The following is a 17444-nucleotide window of genomic DNA, read 5'->3' as shown; positions in this document are numbered from 1 at the left end:
GCGGCGAGTGGCTTACTGCTTCGCACCTTCAACCGCTTCGCGAGCCAGTTTGGTGATGCGATCCCAGTCGCCCGCTTCCAGCGCATCCGCCGGAACCAGCCATGAACCGCCGATGCAAAGCACGCTTTTCAGCGCCAGGTAGTCACGGTAGTTGGCAGGAGAGATACCGCCCGTCGGGCAGAAGCGCACCTGAGAGAATGGACCCGCAATCGCCTGCAGCGCTTTGGTGCCGCCGTTCGCTTCAGCCGGGAAGAATTTAAACTCTTTCAGACCGTAGTCCATGCCCAGCATCAGTTCAGAGACGGTGCTGATGCCAGGGATCAGCGGAATGGTACCTTCGGTGGCGGCTTTCAGCAGCGGCTCGGTCAGGCCAGGGCTGATGGCGAACTGCGCGCCCGCTTCGGTCACTTCCGCCAGCTGCTGCGCGTTGAGAACGGTACCCGCACCGATGATGGCGTCCGGCACTTCTTTGGCGATAGCGCGGATAGCATCCATCGCGCAGGCGGTGCGCAGGGTCACTTCCAGAACGCGAACGCCGCCCGCAACCAGCGCTTTCGCCATCGGTACAGCGTGCTCCAGCTTGTTTACCACGATAACCGGCACGACAGGGCCAGTGGTCAGGATTGCTTCTGCACTTGTTTTCCAGTTTTTCATCAGAGTTTTCTCTCGCCAGATCGTTAAAATCAAGTCGTCTTAAAACGTAATACAGGTTGCGCCCTGCTCCGCACCGGAGAGTTTCTCACGCAGCGCGCTGAACATTTCGCGTCCGGTCCCCACGCGCGATGCGCTCAGGTCAGGAATATGGGGCTGACGTGCAGCCAGCTCGGCGTCATCGACCAGCAGGGTTAACTCGCCCGTCTGGCCGTTCACGCGGATCATGTCACCATCGCGTACTTTCGCCAGTAAACCGCCGTCGTAGGCTTCCGGCGTCACGTGGATGGCTGAAGGCACTTTACCGGATGCCCCGGAGAGGCGTCCATCGGTTACTAACGCAATTTTGAAACGGCGGTCCAATAATACACCAAGTGGTGGCATAAGTTTATGTAATTCTGGCATCCCGTTAGCTTTAGGCCCCTGGTGACGCACCACCACCACGCAGTCTTTATCAAGCAGACCGGCGTCAAAGGCGGGTAATACGTCGTGCTGGCTTTCAAATACCACCGCCGGCGCTTCGATAACCTGGTTTTCTTCCGGTACGGCAGAGGTCTTCATTACCGCGCGACCGAGGTTGCCGCTCAGCACTTTGGTGCCGCCATGAGGAGAGAACGGTTTGTCGATAGTGGCAATCACCTGCGCATCAAGGGACGCGCTCGCCCCTTCACGCCAGTCCAGCTCGCCGTTGTTCAGCCACGGCTCCTGGGTGTAGCGCTGAAGGCCAAAGCCAGCCACGGTATTTACGTCTTCATGCAGCAGTCCGCCTTTCAGCAGCTCGCGCATCAGCAGCGGTACGCCGCCTGCAGCCTGGAAGTGGTTAATATCCGCCGGACCGTTCGGGTACAGGCGCGCCATCAGCGGCACTACACAAGAGATCTCGGAGAAGTCATCCCAGTTAATCAGAATGCCCGCCGCACGCGCCATGGCCACCAGATGCATGGTGTGGTTAGTTGAGCCCCCGGTTGCCAGCAGCGCGACAATACCGTTAACAATGACTTTTTCGTCAACCATTTTACCCATCGGCATCCATTCGTTGCCGTTGCCGGTCATACGCGTGACCTGACGGGCCGCGGCCTCGGTCAGCGCCTTGCGCAGCGGTGCATCCGGCTGGATGAAGGACGAGCCCGGAAGCTGCATCCCCATAAACTCCACCACCATCTGGTTAGTGTTAGCCGTACCGTAGAAGGTACAGGTCCCCGGCGCATGATAGGACGCAGCTTCCGCCTCCAGCAGCGCCTGACGGTCTGCTTTTCCTTCCGCGTACAGCTGGCGAATACGCACTTTTTCTTTGTTCGGCAGACCGCTCGCCATTGGGCCGGACGGGACGAAGATCGCAGGCAGATGCCCAAACGACAGCGCCGCCATCACCAGGCCCGGGACAATCTTGTCGCACACGCCGAGGTACAGCGCGCCATCAAACATATTGTGTGACAGGCCCACCGCGGCAGACATCGCAATCACTTCGCGGCTCAGCAGGGACAGCTCCATGCCGTCCTGCCCCTGCGTCACGCCGTCGCACATGGCAGGTACGCCGCCCGCCACCTGGCCCACCGCATTCACGCTGTGCAGCGCGTTACGGATGATAGTGGGATAGACCTCATAGGGCTGATGGGCGGAAAGCATATCGTTATAGGAGGTAATAATGGCGATATTGTTACGCAACATGCTTTTCAGCGACGCTTTATCATCAGGCTGGCAGGCGGCGAAGCCGTGCGCCAGGTTCCCGCAGGCCAGCTGAGATCGGTGGACGGTGCTGCTCTTTGCCTGTTCAATCCGGGCGAGGTAGGCCGAACGGGTCTCTTTCGAGCGCTCGATAATGCGCTGTGTTACGCGTAACAATGTCGGATTCATAAAAGCTCCTCTAAATTATCTGTCCGGCTCGGGAGTTTACAAAGTCGCTGGCAGTTGTTAACAACGCTGAAACGCTTGCTGTCCGGAGCTCAGGGGCAAAATCACTTCCGGCAGTGTAATAAAAAAAGCTCCGCGGGTGAATCCACGCGGAGCTTAAAAGTTGAAAATTGTGCCACTAGCTGTGTTAGATCATGTTACCGGTAAAATAACACTTTCGAGCTAGAGGATTATCTTACTCAAACTCGTTCCAGGAGCGGCCATCGCGGGTGATCATCGCCACCGACGCGACAGGTCCCCAGGTTCCCGCCTGATACGGTTTTGGCGCATCCTGATCGGCAGCCCAGGCTTCGGTGATGGAGTCGACCCATTTCCACGCCTCTTCCACTTCGTCGCGACGCACGAACAGCGCCTGGATACCGCGCATGGTTTCCAGCAGCAGACGCTCGTAAGCATCGGCCAGGTGCGTCTGGTTGAAGGTTTCGGAGTAGCTCAGATCCAGCTTGGTGGTCTGCAGGTTGTGTTTATGATCCAGCCCCGGCACTTTGTTCAGGATCTGGATATCCACCCCTTCGTCCGGCTGCAGACGAATGGTCAACTTGTTCTGCGGCAGTTCCTGCCAGGACTCTTTGAACAGGTTCAGTTCCGGGTTTTTGAAGTAAACAACCACTTCGGAACATTTGGCCGGCAGACGTTTACCGGTGCGCAGGTAGAACGGAACGCCCGCCCAACGCCAGTCGTCGATATCCACGCGGATCGCCACGAACGTCTCGGTGTTGCTGGACTTGTTCGCGCCCTCTTCTTCCAGGTAGCCCGGCACTTTATTGCCTTGCGCAAACCCGGCGGTGTACTGACCGCGGACGGTCTTCTCACGCACGTTGGAGCGGTCGATGCGGCGCAGTGACTTCAGCACTTTCACTTTTGCGTCACGGATGCTGTCAGCCGTCAGGTCAGACGGTGGAGACATGGCAATCATGCACAGAATTTGCAGCAGGTGGTTCTGGATCATGTCGCGCATCTGGCCGGCCTGGTCAAAGTAACCCCAGCGACCTTCAATCCCCACCTCTTCCGCCACGGTGATTTCCACGTGGTCGATAGTGCGGTTGTCCCAGTTATTCACAAACAGGGAGTTAGCGAAACGCAGCGCCAGCAGGTTCAGAACGGTCTCTTTACCGAGATAGTGGTCAATGCGGTAGACCTGGCACTCTTCAAAGAACTCGCCAACCTGGTCGTTGATTTCACGCGAGGTTGCCAGCGACGTACCCAGCGGCTTCTCCATCACGACGCGCGCCGGTTTGGCGTTCAGTTTGGCTTCGCCCAGACCTTTGCAGATGGCGCCGAAGGTGCTTGGCGGCATGGCGAAATAGTTAATGGTGACACGGTTTTTCTGATCCAGCATCGCGCCTAAGCGGGTAAACGCGCTGACGTCGTTGACGTCCAGGTTGCAGAAATCGAGGCGTCCACTCAGGGTATCCCACAAACTTTCATCAATTTTTTCTTTCATGAAAGTTTCGAGCGCCTCGCGGACGACTTTGGTATAAGCGTCCTTGTCCCAGTCAGCGCGCCCGACACCCAGGATACGGGTATCCGGATGAATTTGGCCCGCTTTCTCCAGTTGATACAGGGAAGGCAGCAATTTTCGGCGTGCAAGGTCGCCTTTCGCGCCGAAAATGACCAGGTCACATGCCTGGGCTGTTTGCGTTACCGCCATGTCATTCTCCTCAGTTGGATCACCTGGTACTTCTGCCAGGTATCGTTGTAATTTTATTACAATGCACTGTACTGCTTTTACGTCATTCCCGAAACCATTAGCGCTTATCGTCGCGTGCGATACCGCGATTTTTCACCATCTGGGTGATTACGACGGCGTAATGACGCAACAATCGTCGTTTCTTTGCGCAACAGGGTCACAGCAAAACCCGACACCGATCAAGTAATGAAAAAAAACAACAACATTATCTTGTCGATTGTTACCCTTAATGGAAGCCACAGGGGTAATATCGGCTAAATCGAATCACGGTTTCATCAATTTATGAAATCGTTTACACCCATGAGCATCCTGTTAACATGAACATGCTGGAAAAAATCCAGTTTCAACTGGAACACCTTAGCAAATCCGAGCGAAAAGTGGCCGAGGTCATTCTCGCCTCTCCCGCTCAGGCGATTCATTCAAGCATCGCCGCTCTGGCACAGGAAGCGGGTGTTAGCGAACCCACGGTCAATCGCTTTTGCCGTAGCCTGGAAACGCGCGGCTTTCCTGATTTTAAACTGCATCTGGCACAAAGTCTGGCTAACGGCACCCCATATGTTAATCGTAATGTGGATGAAGACGACAGCGTTGATGCCTATACCGCGAAAATTTTTGAATCGGCCATGGCTTCGCTTGACCACGTGCGCCAGTCTCTGGACATGAGTTCCGTGAATCGCGCGGTGGATTTGCTCACCCAGGCCAAGCGGATTGCGTTCTTTGGTCTCGGGTCGTCGGCAGCCGTGGCGCATGACGCCATGAACAAATTTTTCCGCTTTAACGTCCCGGTTATTTATTCCGATGACATTGTGCTGCAACGCATGAGCTGTATGAATTGCAGTGAAGATGACGTCGTGGTACTGATTTCGCACACCGGCCGCACCAAGAGTCAGGTAGAGCTGGCACAGCTGGCCCGTGAAAACGATGCCATGGTGATTGCCCTCACCACGGCAGGCACGCCGCTGGCGCGTGAGGCGACGCTGGCGATCACCCTCGACGTGCCGGAAGACACCGACATTTATATGCCGATGGTTTCCCGACTGGCGCAGCTTACCGTGATTGACGTGCTGGCAACCGGTTTTACCTTACGTCGGGGCGCAAAATTCCGGGATAACTTGAAGCGGGTCAAGGAAGCGCTGAAGGAATCGCGTTTTGATAAAGAATTGCTTATAAAGAGCGATGTTCCCTGATAGTTGATAACGAAGACGTAACCAATAATTACGATGTAACGATTTACGGCATTCGGTCCACTCTCCGCTGCCTTGCAGCAGATGAAGGCCGATTCAATGTTCACGCAACACCAAAGTTGTTTCAGTCAACGGAGTATTACATGTCCAGAAGGCTTCGCAGAACCAAGATCGTAACCACCTTAGGCCCGGCCACCGATCGCGATAATAATCTTGAGAAAATTATCGCTGCCGGCGCCAACGTGGTGCGTATGAACTTCTCTCACGGTACGCCAGAAGACCATAAGTTACGTGCCGATAAAGTGCGTGAAATCGCAGCCAAACTGGGCCGCCACGTTGCTATCCTCGGCGATTTGCAGGGTCCAAAAATCCGCGTATCGACCTTTAAAGAGGGTAAAGTTTTCCTCAATATCGGCGACAAATTCCTGCTGGATGCCAACCTGGCCAAAGGCGAAGGCGATAAAGAGAAAGTCGGTATCGACTATAAAGGCCTGCCGGCTGACGTTGTGCCAGGCGATATCCTGCTGCTCGACGACGGTCGCGTACAGCTGAAGGTGCTGGAAGTTCAGGGCATGAAAGTGTTCACCGAAGTCACCGTCGGCGGCCCGCTCTCCAACAATAAAGGCATCAACAAACTGGGCGGCGGCCTCTCTGCAGAAGCGCTTACCGACAAAGACAAAGCGGACATCGTCACTGCCGCGCTGATCGGCGTTGACTACCTGGCGGTCTCCTTCCCGCGCTGCGGCGAAGATCTGAACTATGCGCGTCGCCTGGCTCGTGATGCAGGCTGCGATGCTAAAATCGTCGCGAAAGTTGAACGCGCGGAAGCCGTTTGCGATCAGGATGCCATGGACGATGTGATCCTCGCATCCGACGTGGTGATGGTTGCGCGTGGAGACCTGGGCGTGGAAATTGGCGACCCTGAGCTGGTAGGGATCCAGAAAGCGCTGATTCGTCGCGCACGTCAGCTGAACCGCGCGGTGATCACCGCCACTCAGATGATGGAATCGATGATCACCAACCCAATGCCAACCCGTGCAGAAGTTATGGACGTGGCTAACGCCGTGCTGGACGGTACCGATGCGGTGATGCTCTCTGCGGAAACCGCTGCAGGCCAGTATCCGGCAGAAACCGTGGCCGCCATGGCGCGCGTCTGCCTGGGCGCTGAAAAGATCCCAAGCATTAACGTTTCTAAACACCGTCTGGACGTGCAGTTCGACAACGTGGAAGAAGCGATAGCGATGTCTGCGATGTACGCGGCAAACCATCTGAAGGGCGTTACCGCGATCATCACCATGACCGAATCTGGCCGCACCGCGCTGATGACCTCTCGTATCAGCTCTGGTCTGCCGATCTTCGCCATGTCCCGTCACGAACGTACGCTGAACCTGACCGCGCTGTACCGCGGCGTGACGCCGGTTCACTTCGACAGCACCAACGACGGGGTAGCTGCGGCGCACGATGCCGTAAACCTGCTGCGCGACAAAGGCTATCTGGTATCCGGTGATATCGTCATTGTGACCCAGGGCGACGTGATGAGCACCATCGGCTCAACCAACACCACGCGCGTTATGACCGTCGAGTAATAACGTCTGTGTTAAAAAGCCCTCTCCAGATGGAGAGGGCTTTTTTTATTTCCTCGGATAAAGCTCTTTACGTTTATAGGGCTCTGTTTCACCCGGTTTCCGCGTTTTAAGCAGCTTCAGTATCCACGTATACTGTTCGGCATGCGGCCCCACCAGTATCTCCACCTCTTCGTTCATTCGACGCGCGATGGTGTGGTCGTCTGCGGTCAGCAGATCATCCATCGGCGGACGAACCTCAATACTCAGGCGATGCGTTTTGCCGTCATAGACTGGGAACAGCGGGATCACGCGGGCACGACAGACTTTCATCAGGCGACCAATCGCGGGGAGCGTCGCTTTATAGGTCGCAAAGAAATCGACAAACTCGCTGTGCTCGGGGCCGTGGTCCTGATCCGGCAGATAGTATCCCCAGTACCCCTGACGCACCGACTGAATGAAGGGCTTAATGCCATCGTTACGCGCATGCAAACGTCCGCCAAAACGACGGCGCACCGTATTCCAGACAAAATCGTAGATTTTATTTCCCTGGTTATGGAACATCGCCGCCATTTTCTGGCCCTGAGACGCCATCAGCATCGCCGGAATATCAACACCCCAGCCGTGGGGGACAAGGAAAATGACTTTCTCGTCGTTGCGGCGCATCTCCTCGATGATGTCCAGCCCTTTCCAGTCAACGCGATCGACGATTTTATCCGGCCCTTTCAGCGCCAGTTCAGCCATCATCGCCATTGCCTGCGGGGCGGTGGTATACATCTCATCAATGATTGCCTCGCGCTCGGCGTCGCTTTTCTCAGGAAAACAGTAGTAAAGGTTGATCTGCGCGCGGCGGCGGGCGCTCTTGCCCAAACGCCCGGCCAGACGGCCAATTTTACCGAGAACGGGATCGCGAACAGAGGCAGGCAGCATCGCCATCCCCGCAAAGGCGTAAACACCAAGCCAGGCGCCCCAGTTGCGCGGATGGCGGAAGGATTTTTCAAACTCAGGAATGTATTCAATATTGTTTTTTTTGGTTTCCATGCTGGATCCAGGGTCTGATGACGCAAAATTTTATTCAGATAGTGTAGCGAGGCAGTCGTCCACGCACAAAAGAAAAAGCCGGCGTCAGTGTGCGCCGGCTTTTTTAACAAAAACAGAGGGCTTAGTTTAAGCTCAGCTGCGGCATCACCTCTTTCACCTGCGCCAGATAATCAGTACGATCTTTACCTGTCAGGCCTTCGGTACGCGGCAGTTTCGCCGTCAGCGGGTTCACGGCCTGTTGGTTGATCCACACTTCATAGTGCAGGTGCGGGCCGGTAGAGCGTCCGGTATTGCCGGAGATCGCGATACGGTCACCACGCTTCACCTTCTGGCCCGGTTTGACCAGCAGCTTACGCAGGTGCATGTAGCGGGTCGTATAAGTGCGGCCATGACGTACCGCGACATAATATCCGGCGGCACCGCTACGCTTGGCCACCACCACTTCACCATCTCCAACCGCCAGTACCGGCGTGCCCTGCGGCATGGCAAAGTCAACGCCACGGTGCGGCGCGACGCGCCCGGTTACCGGGTTCAGACGACGCGGGTTAAAGTTAGAGGAGACGCGGAACTGTTTTGCCGTCGGGAAGCGCAGGAAGCCTTTTGCAAGGCCCGTACCGGTACGGTCATAGAACTTGCCGTCTTCGGCACGAATCGCGTAGTAATCTTTGCCCTCGGAGCGCAGACGTACGCCCAGCAGCTGGCTTTGCTCGCGCTTGCCGTCCAGCATTTCGCGGGACATCAGGACGGAGAACTCATCGCCCTTCTTCAGCTTGCGGAAATCCATCTGCCACTGCATGGCTTTGATCACCGAGCTGATTTCAGCGCTGGTCAGGCCTGCATCGCGCGCGCTGGAGACAAAGCTCGCGCCCACGGTGCCTTTCAGAACGCTGTTAACCCAGTCACCCTTCTGCATTTCGCTGGTCATCTTGAAACCGTTTGCAGTGCGATCGTAGGTGCGGGTTTCGCGGCGGGACATTTCCCAGGTCAGACGCTGGAGATCGCCATCCGCCGTTAAAGTCCAGGAGAGCTGCTGTCCGATTTTCAGGTTGCGAAGATCTTTATCCGCAGCCGCCAGCTGGCTGATATTGCCCATGTCGATGCCGTACTGGTTCAGCACGCTGCTCAGCGTATCCCCGGTAGAGACAACATATTCGTGGATACCCGCCTCGTTCTCGGTTTTATCGTCCAGCTCATCCTGCGGGATAGCTTCATCTTCCTGAGCCGCCTGGTCGATAGGCTCACTGGCTTCAGGCAGCAAAGAACGGATTTCGCTCTTTTCAAGCTCAATGGTTTTAATGATAGGGGCAGAACTCGGGTGGTAAACATAGGGCCGCCAGACGGCGACCGCTAAGGTGAGAACTGTAAGCGACCCCAGCATAACGCGGTGGGGTCGTGGCAGATTGTTAAATGCCAGGGCGACAGAGCGGGCTATCTGTTGCACGTATTCACTTCCTCGTTAATCTCCTTTCAGGCAGCTCGCATACTGGTTCGCCAGTTGGCTGAGGAACTGCGAATAGCTCGCTTTGCTCAACTGGATATTCGTACCTAGCGGGTCAAGGGTTCCCATGCGCACGGATGTTCCCCTGGCCACGGCTTCTACGACCGCTGGCCTGAACTGTGGCTCAGCAAAAACGCATGTCGCTTTTTGCTCAACCAACTGTGTTCTGATTTCATGTAAACGCTGCGCACCAGGCTGAATTTCAGGGTTGACGGTGAAGTGGCCCAGTGGGGTCAAACCGTAGTGTTTTTCGTAATAGCCGTAGGCGTCATGAAAAACGAAATACCCTTTACCTTTCAACGGTGCGAGCTCATTACCAACCTGCTTATCGGTTGCGGCTAATTGTGCCTCAAAATCCTTCAGGTTGGCGTCTAGTTTGGCTCGACTTTGCGGCATAAGTTCCACTAATTTGTCATGGATTGCAACCGCTGAAAGCCGCGCTATCTCTGGGGATAACCAAAGATGCATGTTGTACTCGCCGTGATGGTGATCTCCATCACCTTTTTCGCCGTCTGCGGCATGATGGTCATGTTCGTCGCCGTCGTCATCCGCCCCTTTCATGAGCAACGGTTTCACGCCGGAGAGTTCGGCAATCGCGACCTGTTTTTCGCCAGCAACCTGTTTTGCTGACTTTTGCATAAACGCTTCCATTTCAGGACCAATCCAGACGACTAAGTCCGCGTTTTGTAAGCGTTTTACATCCGACGGGCGCAGGGAATAGTCATGCTCGGATGCACCATCAGGGAGCAGAACCTGGGTTTCCGTTACCCCGTCTGCAATGGCGGACGCGATGAAACCGAGTGGTTTAAGCGAAGCGACAACCGCAGCGTTAACATCTTGTGCGGTTGTACCCCAAAGGGCAGCGGATAATGCTGCGAAAAGAAGCGTATTTTTATGTAACATAATGCGACTAATCATCGTAGTGAATGCGTGGAATGTGATATTATAACATTCGTTGACTTCTTCAAGCTTAAAATGACATGACGACATTGGTTTCTCTTGAAAATATCTCGGTCTCATTCGGCCAGCGCCGCGTCCTCTCTGACGTGTCGCTCGATCTGAAGCCCGGCAAAATTCTGACGCTGCTCGGTCCCAATGGCGCAGGCAAATCCACCCTGGTGCGCGTGGTGCTGGGTCTGGTCGCACCCGATGAAGGCGTGATTAAGCGCGAGGAAAAATTGCGTATTGGCTATGTGCCGCAAAAACTTCACCTCGACGCCACGCTGCCGCTGACGGTCAGCCGTTTCCTGCGTCTGCGCCCCGGCACCCGTAAAGCCGATATTCTCCCGGCGCTGAAACGCGTGCAGGCGGGCCATCTTGTCGATGCGCCGCTGCAAAAACTGTCCGGCGGTGAAACTCAGCGTGTTTTACTTGCCCGCGCGCTGCTGAGCAGCCCGCAGCTGCTGGTACTGGATGAGCCAACTCAGGGTGTGGATGTGAATGGGCAGGTTGCGCTTTATGATTTGATCGACCAGCTCCGTCGGGAGCTTGATTGCGCCGTGCTGATGGTGTCTCACGATCTCCATCTGGTGATGGCAAAAACCGACGAAGTGCTGTGCCTCAACCACCATATCTGCTGCTCCGGTACGCCTGAAGTGGTGTCAATGCATCCGGAGTTTATCTCCATGTTCGGCCCCCGCGGCGCTGAACAGCTGGGTATTTACCGTCATCATCATAATCATCGCCATGATTTGCAGGGACGAATCGTACTGCGTCGGGGAAATGGACACTCATGATTGAACTGTTACTGCCCGGCTGGCTGGCCGGGATTATGCTTGCCTGCGCCGCGGGTCCACTCGGCTCGTTTGTTGTCTGGCGCAGAATGTCCTATTTTGGCGATACCCTGGCGCACGCGTCTCTGCTGGGCGTTGCCTTTGGTCTGCTGCTGGATGTAAACCCCTTCTACGCGGTGATTGTGGTCACGCTGCTGCTGGCCGCCGGTCTGGTCTGGCTGGAAAAGCGCCCTCACCTCGCCATTGATACGCTGCTTGGCATTATGGCGCACAGTGCCCTGTCTCTGGGCCTTGTGGTGGTCAGCCTGATGTCGAACATCCGCGTGGATCTGATGGCCTACCTCTTCGGCGACCTGCTGGCCGTGACGCCGGAAGATCTCATCGCTATCGCCGTTGGCGTGGTGGTGGTGCTCGCTATTCTGCTCTGGCAGTGGCGGAATTTACTGGCCATGACCGTCAGTCCTGATCTGGCATTTGTCGACGGCGTGAAGCTGCAGCGCGTAAAACTGCTGCTGATGCTGGTGACGGCGTTAACGATTGGTGTCGCAATGAAGTTTGTCGGCGCGCTGATTATTACGTCGCTGCTGATCATCCCTGCCGCCACGGCGCGTCGCTTTGCCCGTACGCCGGAGCAGATGGCCGGCGTAGCCGTGATTATCGGAATGATTGCGGTAACGGGTGGGTTAACCTTCTCGGCGTTCTATGACACGCCTGCGGGGCCGTCAGTGGTGCTGAGTGCGGCGGTGCTGTTTATCTTCAGTATGATGAAAAAGACCGCGAATTAACATGGAGGGCGCAGAAGCCCTCACCGGCCCTCTCCCTCGGGGAGAGGGAACACAACATTACGGCATTGCCGGTGGCGTAATGCCGAAATGATTCCACGCCCGCACCGTTGCCATACGTCCACGCGGGGTACGCTGCAGGAAGCCCTGCTGGATCAGATACGGCTCCAGCACATCTTCAATCGTCTCACGCTCTTCCCCAATAGCCGCAGCCAGGTTATCCAGCCCGACCGGGCCGCCAAAGAACTTATCCAGCACCGCCAGCAGCAGTTTACGGTCCATATAGTCAAAGCCTTCGGCATCGACGTTCAGCATATCCAGCGCCTGAGCGGCGATCTCCGCGGAAATCGAGCCATCGTGCTTCACCTCGGCAAAGTCACGCACGCGACGCAGCAGACGGTTGGCGATACGCGGCGTACCGCGGGAACGCTTCGCCACTTCAAACGCGCCCTCTTCGCTCATTTCGAGCCCCATATAGCGGGCGCTACGGCCAACGATGTGCTGGAGATCCGCCACCTGGTAAAACTCAAGACGCTGCACGATGCCGAAACGGTCGCGCAGCGGAGAGGTCAACGACCCGGCGCGGGTGGTGGCGCCAATCAGGGTAAACGGCGGCAGATCGATTTTGATGGAGCGCGCGGCCGGGCCTTCACCGATCATGATATCCAGCTGGTAATCTTCCATCGCCGGATAGAGCACTTCCTCCACCACCGGCGACAGGCGGTGGATCTCATCGATAAACAGCACGTCATGCGGCTCGAGGTTGGTCAGCATCGCGGCGAGATCGCCCGCCTTCTCCAGCACGGGGCCGGAGGTGGTGCGCAGGTTGACGCCCATTTCATTGGCGACGATATTCGCCAGCGTGGTTTTCCCTAAACCGGGAGGGCCAAAAATCAGCAGGTGATCGAGCGCATCGCCGCGCAGCTTTGCCGCCTGGATGAAAATCTCCATCTGGGAACGAACCTGCGGCTGGCCGATATACTCATCAAGCAGCTTAGGGCGAATCGCGCGATCCACCACGTCATCTGCCTGAATAGTGCCTGCCGACACCAGGCGGTCTGCTTCAATCATCCTTTACCTCACAATGCAGCGCGCAGCGCTTCACGAATCAGGGTTTCACTGCTGGCGTCCGGTTTGGCAATTTTGCTCACCATACGGCTGGCCTCCTGAGGTTTATAGCCCAGCGCCACCAGCGCGGCAACCGCTTCCTGCTCGGCGTCATCATCCGTCGCAGGGCCGCCAGGTGAGGTCAGTACCAAATCGGCAGCCGGAGTGAACAGATCGCCATGCAGACCTTTAAAGCGGTCTTTCATTTCGACAATCAGGCGCTCGGCGGTTTTCTTACCAATGCCCGGGAGCTTAATCAGCGCCGCAGGATCTTCACGCTCAACGGCATTCACGAACTGTGGTGCCGACATGCCGGACAAAATCGCCAGCGCCAGCTTCGGCCCAACGCCGTTGGTTTTAATCAGCTCGCGGAACAGGATCCGTTCCTGCTTGTTATTGAAGCCGTACAGCAGCTGGGCATCTTCACGCACCACAAACTGGGTAAAAACAATCGCCTCTTTGCCCGCGTCCGGCAGCTCGTAGAAGCAGGTCATCGGCATATGGACTTCATAGCCCACGCCACCCACTTCCAGCAGCACTAACGGGGGTTGTTTTTCAATGATGATGCCTCTGAGTCTGCCTATCACGTGACGCTCCTGCGTTCTGGGAGAATTTAACTGTCGACATAATAAAAAAAGGCTGGATGTTTATCCAGCCTGATTTCTCATTATCGTAACCTGCCTCGCGCCAGATTGAGCCGCGACTCGCTCATTTGCATCGCATTCTGGCTGACGTGACAGTGGGTAATCGCAATAGCCAGCGCATCGGCGGCGTCGGCCTGCGGGTTCGCGGGAAGCTTCAGCAGGGTACGCACCATATGCTGTACCTGACTTTTCTCCGCGCTACCAATCCCCACCACCGTCTGTTTGACCTGACGGGCCGCGTATTCAAATACCGGCAAATCCTGGTTCACGGCAGCGACGATGGCGACACCGCGCGCCTGACCGAGCTTTAGCGCTGAATCGGCGTTTTTCGCCATAAAGACCTGCTCGATGGCGAAATAGTCCGGCTGAAACTGGGTGATGATCTCCGACACGCCCGCATAAATGAGCTTCAGGCGCGAAGGAAGATCGTCCACTTTGGTGCGAATACAGCCGCTGCCCAGGTAGGTTAACTGGCGTCCCACCTGACGGATAACGCCATAACCGGTGACGCGTGAGCCTGGGTCAATCCCGAGAATAATCGACATCACGCGTCTCCCGTAAAGGGTTTACAGGCTCTCATCAGAGAGTCGCTGCAACCTCATCAGAGATTTCACCGTTATGGTACACTTCCTGCACGTCGTCGCAGTCTTCGAGCATGTCGATCAGACGCAGCAGTTTTGGTGCCGTTTCCGCATCCATGTCCGCTTTGGTAGACGGGATCATGGACACTTCAGCGTTGTCCGCTTTCAGGCCAGCCGCTTCCAGCGCGTCGCGCACGGCACCCATCTCTTCCCACGCGGTATAAACGTCGATAGCGCCGTCATCGAAGGTCACTACGTCTTCCGCACCGGCTTCCAGCGCCGCTTCCATGATCGCATCTTCGTCGCCTTTCTCGAAGGAGATGACGCCTTTTTTGCTGAACAGGTAAGCCACGGAACCGTCAGTGCCCAGGTTGCCACCGGTTTTGGTGAACGCGTGGCGCACTTCCGCAACGGTACGGTTACGGTTGTCGGACAGGCACTCAACCATCACCGCCGTACCTCCAGGACCGTAACCTTCATAAATGATGGTTTCCATGTTCGCGTCTTCATCACCGCCCACGCCACGTGCGATAGCACGGTTCAGGGTGTCACGCGTCATGTTGTTAGAAAGCGCTTTATCCACCGCCGCGCGCAGACGCGGGTTAGAAGCCGGGTCGCCGCCGCCCAGACGCGCTGCTGTCACCAGCTCGCGAATGATTTTGGTAAAGATCTTACCGCGCTTGGCATCCTGTGCCGCTTTGCGGTGTTTGGTGTTGGCCCACTTACTATGACCTGCCATAAAAAGTTCTCCAAAAATCGCGCCTTCTCAGGCTGCGTTAATTACAAATTCTTCAATCGCCTGCCGGTTGCTCCACGACTTGGTCAGTGCGGCGGCGTCCGCCGCATTCACCCAGCGGTAGGTCAGGTGTTCGGTAAACACGATCTCCCGTTCATGGGGGAGAGCGAGACAGAACCACGACTCCGTATTGCGCTCGGTACCCGGCGCGTAGCGATGACGTAAATGGCTAAAAATTTCGAACTCCACCGTGCGCTGACAGTCCTTCAGGGTCAGTTGCTCGCGGGCAACGTCAATGGCGACCTCTTCCTTTACTTCACGCGCGGCGGCCTGCGGCGCGGTCTCCCCCTCTTCCAGACTGCCGGTAACCGACTGCCAGAATTCAGGGTCATCGCGCCGCTGCAACATCAGCACCCGCTTCGTGTCTTCTGCATAAATGACCACCAGGACCGAAACGGGGAGCTTATATGTCATATCAGTTTTTCTCTTCCTTCTTCACCACATCAATGCCCAGTTCGGCCAGTGCGGCCGGGTTGGCAAAGCTTGGCGCTTCGGTCATCAGACACGCTGCGGCAGTGGTTTTCGGGAAGGCGATAACATCACGGATGTTATCGGTGCCGGTCAGCAGCATGGTCAGACGGTCAAGACCGAAGGCCAGACCCGCGTGCGGCGGCGTACCGTATTTCAGGGCGTCCAGCAGGAAGCCAAACTTCTCGCGCTGCTCCTGCTCGTTGATGCCCAGAATGCCGAACACGGTCTGCTGCATTTCGCCGCTGTGAATACGCACGGAACCACCGCCCACTTCGTAGCCGTTGATAACCATGTCATAAGCGTTCGCGACCGCATCTTCCGGTGCCGCTTTCAGCTCTGCCGCCGTCATCTCTTTTGGCGAGGTGAACGGGTGGTGCATTGCGGTCAGGCCACCTTCACCGTCGTCTTCAAACATTGGGAAGTCGATAACCCACAGCGGCGCCCATTTGTTTTCGTCGGTCAGGCTCAGGTCTTTGCCGAGCTTCAGACGCAGCGCGCCCATCGCATCCGCCACGACTTTCTTGTTGTCTGCGCCGAAGAAGATCATGTCGCCGTCCTGCGCGCCGGTGCGCTCAAGGATCGCTTCCACGATGTCCGCGTTCAGGAATTTCGCTACCGGGCTGGTGATGCCTTCCAGACCTTTCGCACGCTCGGTAACTTTAATATAGGCCAGACCTTTCGCGCCGTAGATCTTGATGAAGTTGCCGTAGTCGTCGATCTGCTTGCGGCTCAGGGCAGCACCACCCGCTACACGCAGCGCTGCTACGCGGCCTTTAGGATCGTTAGCCGGGCCAGCGAATACGGCAAACTCAACGCCTTTCACCAGGTCTGCTACGTCCACCAGCTCCATCGGGTTACGCAGGTCTGGTTTGTCAGAGCCGTAACGACGCTCGGCTTCAGCGAAGGTCATGATAGGGAAATCGCCCAGCTCAACGCCTTTCACGTCGTTCCACAGGCTACGCACCAGAGCTTCCATCACTTCACGCACCTGCTCGGCGGTCATGAAGGAGGTTTCCACATCGATCTGGGTAAATTCTGGCTGGCGGTCAGCGCGCAGGTCTTCGTCGCGGAAGCATTTAACAATCTGATAGTAGCGATCGAAGCCGGACATCATCAGCAGCTGTTTGAACAGCTGTGGAGACTGCGGCAGCGCGTAGAATTTGCCTTTATGAACGCGGGATGGAACCAGGTAATCGCGTGCGCCTTCCGGCGTGGCTTTGGTCAGCATCGGGGTTTCGATGTCGAGGAAACCGTGGTCATCCATAAAGCGGCGCACCAGGCTGGTGATTTTCGCACGGGTTTTCAGGCGCTGAGCCATTTCCGGACGACGCAGATCCAGGTAGCGGTATTTCAGACGCGCTTCTTCAGTGTTGACGTGGTTGGAGTCCAGCGGCAGCGCATCTGCACGGTTGATGATCACCAGATCGGACGCCAGCACTTCGATGGCACCCGTCGCCATGTCGGCGTTGACGTTTTTCTCGTCACGCGCGCGCACTGTGCCGGTAACCTGAATGCAGAACTCATTACGCAGCTCAGAGGCCAGCTTCAACGCATCTGCGCGATCCGGATCGAAGAACACCTGAACGATACCTTCGCGGTCGCGCATATCGATGAAGATAAGGCTACCAAGATCACGACGACGATTGACCCAACCACACAGGGTTACCTGCTGTCCGACGTGGGACTGACGCAGCTGCCCGCAATATTCTGTACGCATGAGATATCCCTTAATTAGCCGCAGGCTAAATGTCGCCTGGTATGCAGGCTACTATGTCGCAGCTTTCTGTATGTCA

The 17444-nt window shown here is 56.4% G+C and carries 16 protein-coding genes; 4 read left to right on the top strand and 12 right to left on the bottom strand.

What is annotated here, in order from left to right; all coding sequences use genetic code 11:
- Positions 1–12: 12 nt before the first annotated feature.
- The 3 genes from kdgA to zwf all read right to left on the bottom strand — a co-directional run bounded on the left by kdgA (position 13) and on the right by zwf (position 4213).
- The gene (gene kdgA, locus AC1VYI_RS10495; protein WP_014884307.1) at positions 13–654 is read right to left on the bottom strand and encodes a bifunctional 4-hydroxy-2-oxoglutarate aldolase/2-dehydro-3-deoxy-phosphogluconate aldolase; all 642 of its coding nucleotides are present in this window, start codon (positions 652–654) and stop codon (positions 13–15) included.
- Between the two features lie 39 nt (positions 655–693).
- Positions 694–2505 (bottom strand): phosphogluconate dehydratase, encoded by a 1812-nt coding sequence (gene edd / locus AC1VYI_RS10490; RefSeq protein WP_134866064.1) that lies wholly within the window; start codon positions 2503–2505, stop codon positions 694–696.
- Positions 2506–2737: 232 nt separating this feature from the next.
- Positions 2738–4213 (bottom strand): glucose-6-phosphate dehydrogenase, encoded by a 1476-nt coding sequence (gene zwf / locus AC1VYI_RS10485; protein ID WP_482880620.1) that lies wholly within the window; start codon positions 4211–4213, stop codon positions 2738–2740.
- Between the two features lie 356 nt (positions 4214–4569).
- Between zwf and AC1VYI_RS10480 the strand changes: the two genes are divergently transcribed.
- Both AC1VYI_RS10480 and pyk read left to right on the top strand, forming a co-directional pair.
- Entirely contained in the window at positions 4570–5439 is an 870-nt protein-coding gene (locus AC1VYI_RS10480; RefSeq protein WP_023312229.1) for a MurR/RpiR family transcriptional regulator, read from the top strand.
- A 140-nt stretch (positions 5440–5579) separates the two neighbouring features.
- A complete protein-coding gene (gene pyk, locus AC1VYI_RS10475; protein ID WP_134866063.1) occupies positions 5580–7022 on the top strand; it encodes a pyruvate kinase in 1443 nt (480 codons plus the stop codon).
- Between the two features lie 45 nt (positions 7023–7067).
- Here the strand turns inward: pyk and lpxM are convergent, their stop codons facing one another.
- From lpxM to znuA, 3 genes are all read right to left on the bottom strand, one after another.
- The gene (lpxM, locus tag AC1VYI_RS10470) at positions 7068–8039 is read right to left on the bottom strand and encodes a lauroyl-Kdo(2)-lipid IV(A) myristoyltransferase (protein WP_023312230.1); all 972 of its coding nucleotides are present in this window, start codon (positions 8037–8039) and stop codon (positions 7068–7070) included.
- Positions 8040–8160: 121 nt separating this feature from the next.
- A complete protein-coding gene (gene mepM, locus AC1VYI_RS10465) occupies positions 8161–9480 on the bottom strand; it encodes a murein DD-endopeptidase MepM (protein WP_023312231.1) in 1320 nt (439 codons plus the stop codon).
- Between the two features lie 15 nt (positions 9481–9495).
- Positions 9496–10440: a zinc ABC transporter substrate-binding protein ZnuA gene (gene znuA, locus AC1VYI_RS10460; protein ID WP_045404493.1), complete on the bottom strand. Its 945-nt coding sequence runs from the start codon at positions 10438–10440 to the stop codon at positions 9496–9498.
- A gap of 77 nt (positions 10441–10517) precedes the next feature.
- On the opposite strand from znuA, the gene znuC reads away from it, so the two are divergent.
- Both znuC and znuB read left to right on the top strand, forming a co-directional pair.
- Complete coding sequence (gene znuC, locus AC1VYI_RS10455) at positions 10518–11273, top strand: zinc ABC transporter ATP-binding protein ZnuC (protein ID WP_023312233.1); 756 nt, start codon at positions 10518–10520, stop codon at positions 11271–11273.
- Positions 11270–12055, top strand: coding sequence for a zinc ABC transporter permease subunit ZnuB (znuB, locus tag AC1VYI_RS10450; RefSeq protein WP_029741768.1), 786 nt, complete (start codon positions 11270–11272; stop codon positions 12053–12055). Before znuC ends, znuB begins: the two co-directional genes overlap by 4 nt.
- Before the next feature lie 57 nt (positions 12056–12112).
- Here the strand turns inward: znuB and ruvB are convergent, their stop codons facing one another.
- The 6 genes from ruvB to aspS form a co-directional block, all read right to left on the bottom strand.
- Positions 12113–13123: a Holliday junction branch migration DNA helicase RuvB gene (ruvB, locus tag AC1VYI_RS10445; RefSeq protein ID WP_023312235.1), complete on the bottom strand. Its 1011-nt coding sequence runs from the start codon at positions 13121–13123 to the stop codon at positions 12113–12115.
- Between the two features lie 8 nt (positions 13124–13131).
- Complete coding sequence (gene ruvA / locus AC1VYI_RS10440) at positions 13132–13746, bottom strand: Holliday junction branch migration protein RuvA (RefSeq protein ID WP_045355971.1); 615 nt, start codon at positions 13744–13746, stop codon at positions 13132–13134.
- Positions 13747–13826: 80 nt separating this feature from the next.
- Positions 13827–14348, bottom strand: a complete 522-nt coding sequence (ruvC, locus tag AC1VYI_RS10435; protein ID WP_003859749.1) for a crossover junction endodeoxyribonuclease RuvC — start codon at positions 14346–14348, stop codon at positions 13827–13829.
- Between the two features lie 34 nt (positions 14349–14382).
- Complete coding sequence (locus AC1VYI_RS10430) at positions 14383–15123, bottom strand: YebC/PmpR family DNA-binding transcriptional regulator (RefSeq protein ID WP_008500447.1); 741 nt, start codon at positions 15121–15123, stop codon at positions 14383–14385.
- 27 nt (positions 15124–15150) lie between these two features.
- Positions 15151–15594, bottom strand: coding sequence for a dihydroneopterin triphosphate diphosphatase (gene nudB / locus AC1VYI_RS10425; RefSeq protein WP_008500446.1), 444 nt, complete (start codon positions 15592–15594; stop codon positions 15151–15153).
- A gap of 1 nt (position 15595) precedes the next feature.
- Positions 15596–17368: an aspartate--tRNA ligase gene (gene aspS / locus AC1VYI_RS10420; protein WP_482880562.1), complete on the bottom strand. Its 1773-nt coding sequence runs from the start codon at positions 17366–17368 to the stop codon at positions 15596–15598.
- Positions 17369–17444 lie beyond the last annotated feature (76 nt).

It is taken from the genome of Enterobacter sp. QK-SA4 (genome assembly GCF_056856775.1).
This window is presented reverse-complemented; position numbering and strand designations above follow the sequence as displayed.

Coding starts and splice junctions, on each gene's coding strand:
- znuA (WP_045404493.1), bottom strand. CDS start 10,440: ATGTTACATAAAAATACGCTTCTTTTCGCAGCATTATCCGCTGCCCTT.
- pyk (WP_134866063.1), top strand. CDS start 5,580: ATGTCCAGAAGGCTTCGCAGAACCAAGATCGTAACCACCTTAGGCCCG.
- znuB (WP_029741768.1), top strand. CDS start 11,270: ATGATTGAACTGTTACTGCCCGGCTGGCTGGCCGGGATTATGCTTGCC.
- AC1VYI_RS10480 (WP_023312229.1), top strand. CDS start 4,570: ATGAACATGCTGGAAAAAATCCAGTTTCAACTGGAACACCTTAGCAAA.
- edd (WP_134866064.1), bottom strand. CDS start 2,505: ATGAATCCGACATTGTTACGCGTAACACAGCGCATTATCGAGCGCTCG.
- lpxM (WP_023312230.1), bottom strand. CDS start 8,039: ATGGAAACCAAAAAAAACAATATTGAATACATTCCTGAGTTTGAAAAA.
- znuC (WP_023312233.1), top strand. CDS start 10,518: ATGACGACATTGGTTTCTCTTGAAAATATCTCGGTCTCATTCGGCCAG.
- kdgA (WP_014884307.1), bottom strand. CDS start 654: ATGAAAAACTGGAAAACAAGTGCAGAAGCAATCCTGACCACTGGCCCT.
- aspS (WP_482880562.1), bottom strand. CDS start 17,368: ATGCGTACAGAATATTGCGGGCAGCTGCGTCAGTCCCACGTCGGACAG.
- nudB (WP_008500446.1), bottom strand. CDS start 15,594: ATGACATATAAGCTCCCCGTTTCGGTCCTGGTGGTCATTTATGCAGAA.
- AC1VYI_RS10430 (WP_008500447.1), bottom strand. CDS start 15,123: ATGGCAGGTCATAGTAAGTGGGCCAACACCAAACACCGCAAAGCGGCA.
- ruvC (WP_003859749.1), bottom strand. CDS start 14,348: ATGTCGATTATTCTCGGGATTGACCCAGGCTCACGCGTCACCGGTTAT.
- zwf (WP_482880620.1), bottom strand. CDS start 4,213: ATGGCGGTAACGCAAACAGCCCAGGCATGTGACCTGGTCATTTTCGGC.
- ruvB (WP_023312235.1), bottom strand. CDS start 13,123: ATGATTGAAGCAGACCGCCTGGTGTCGGCAGGCACTATTCAGGCAGAT.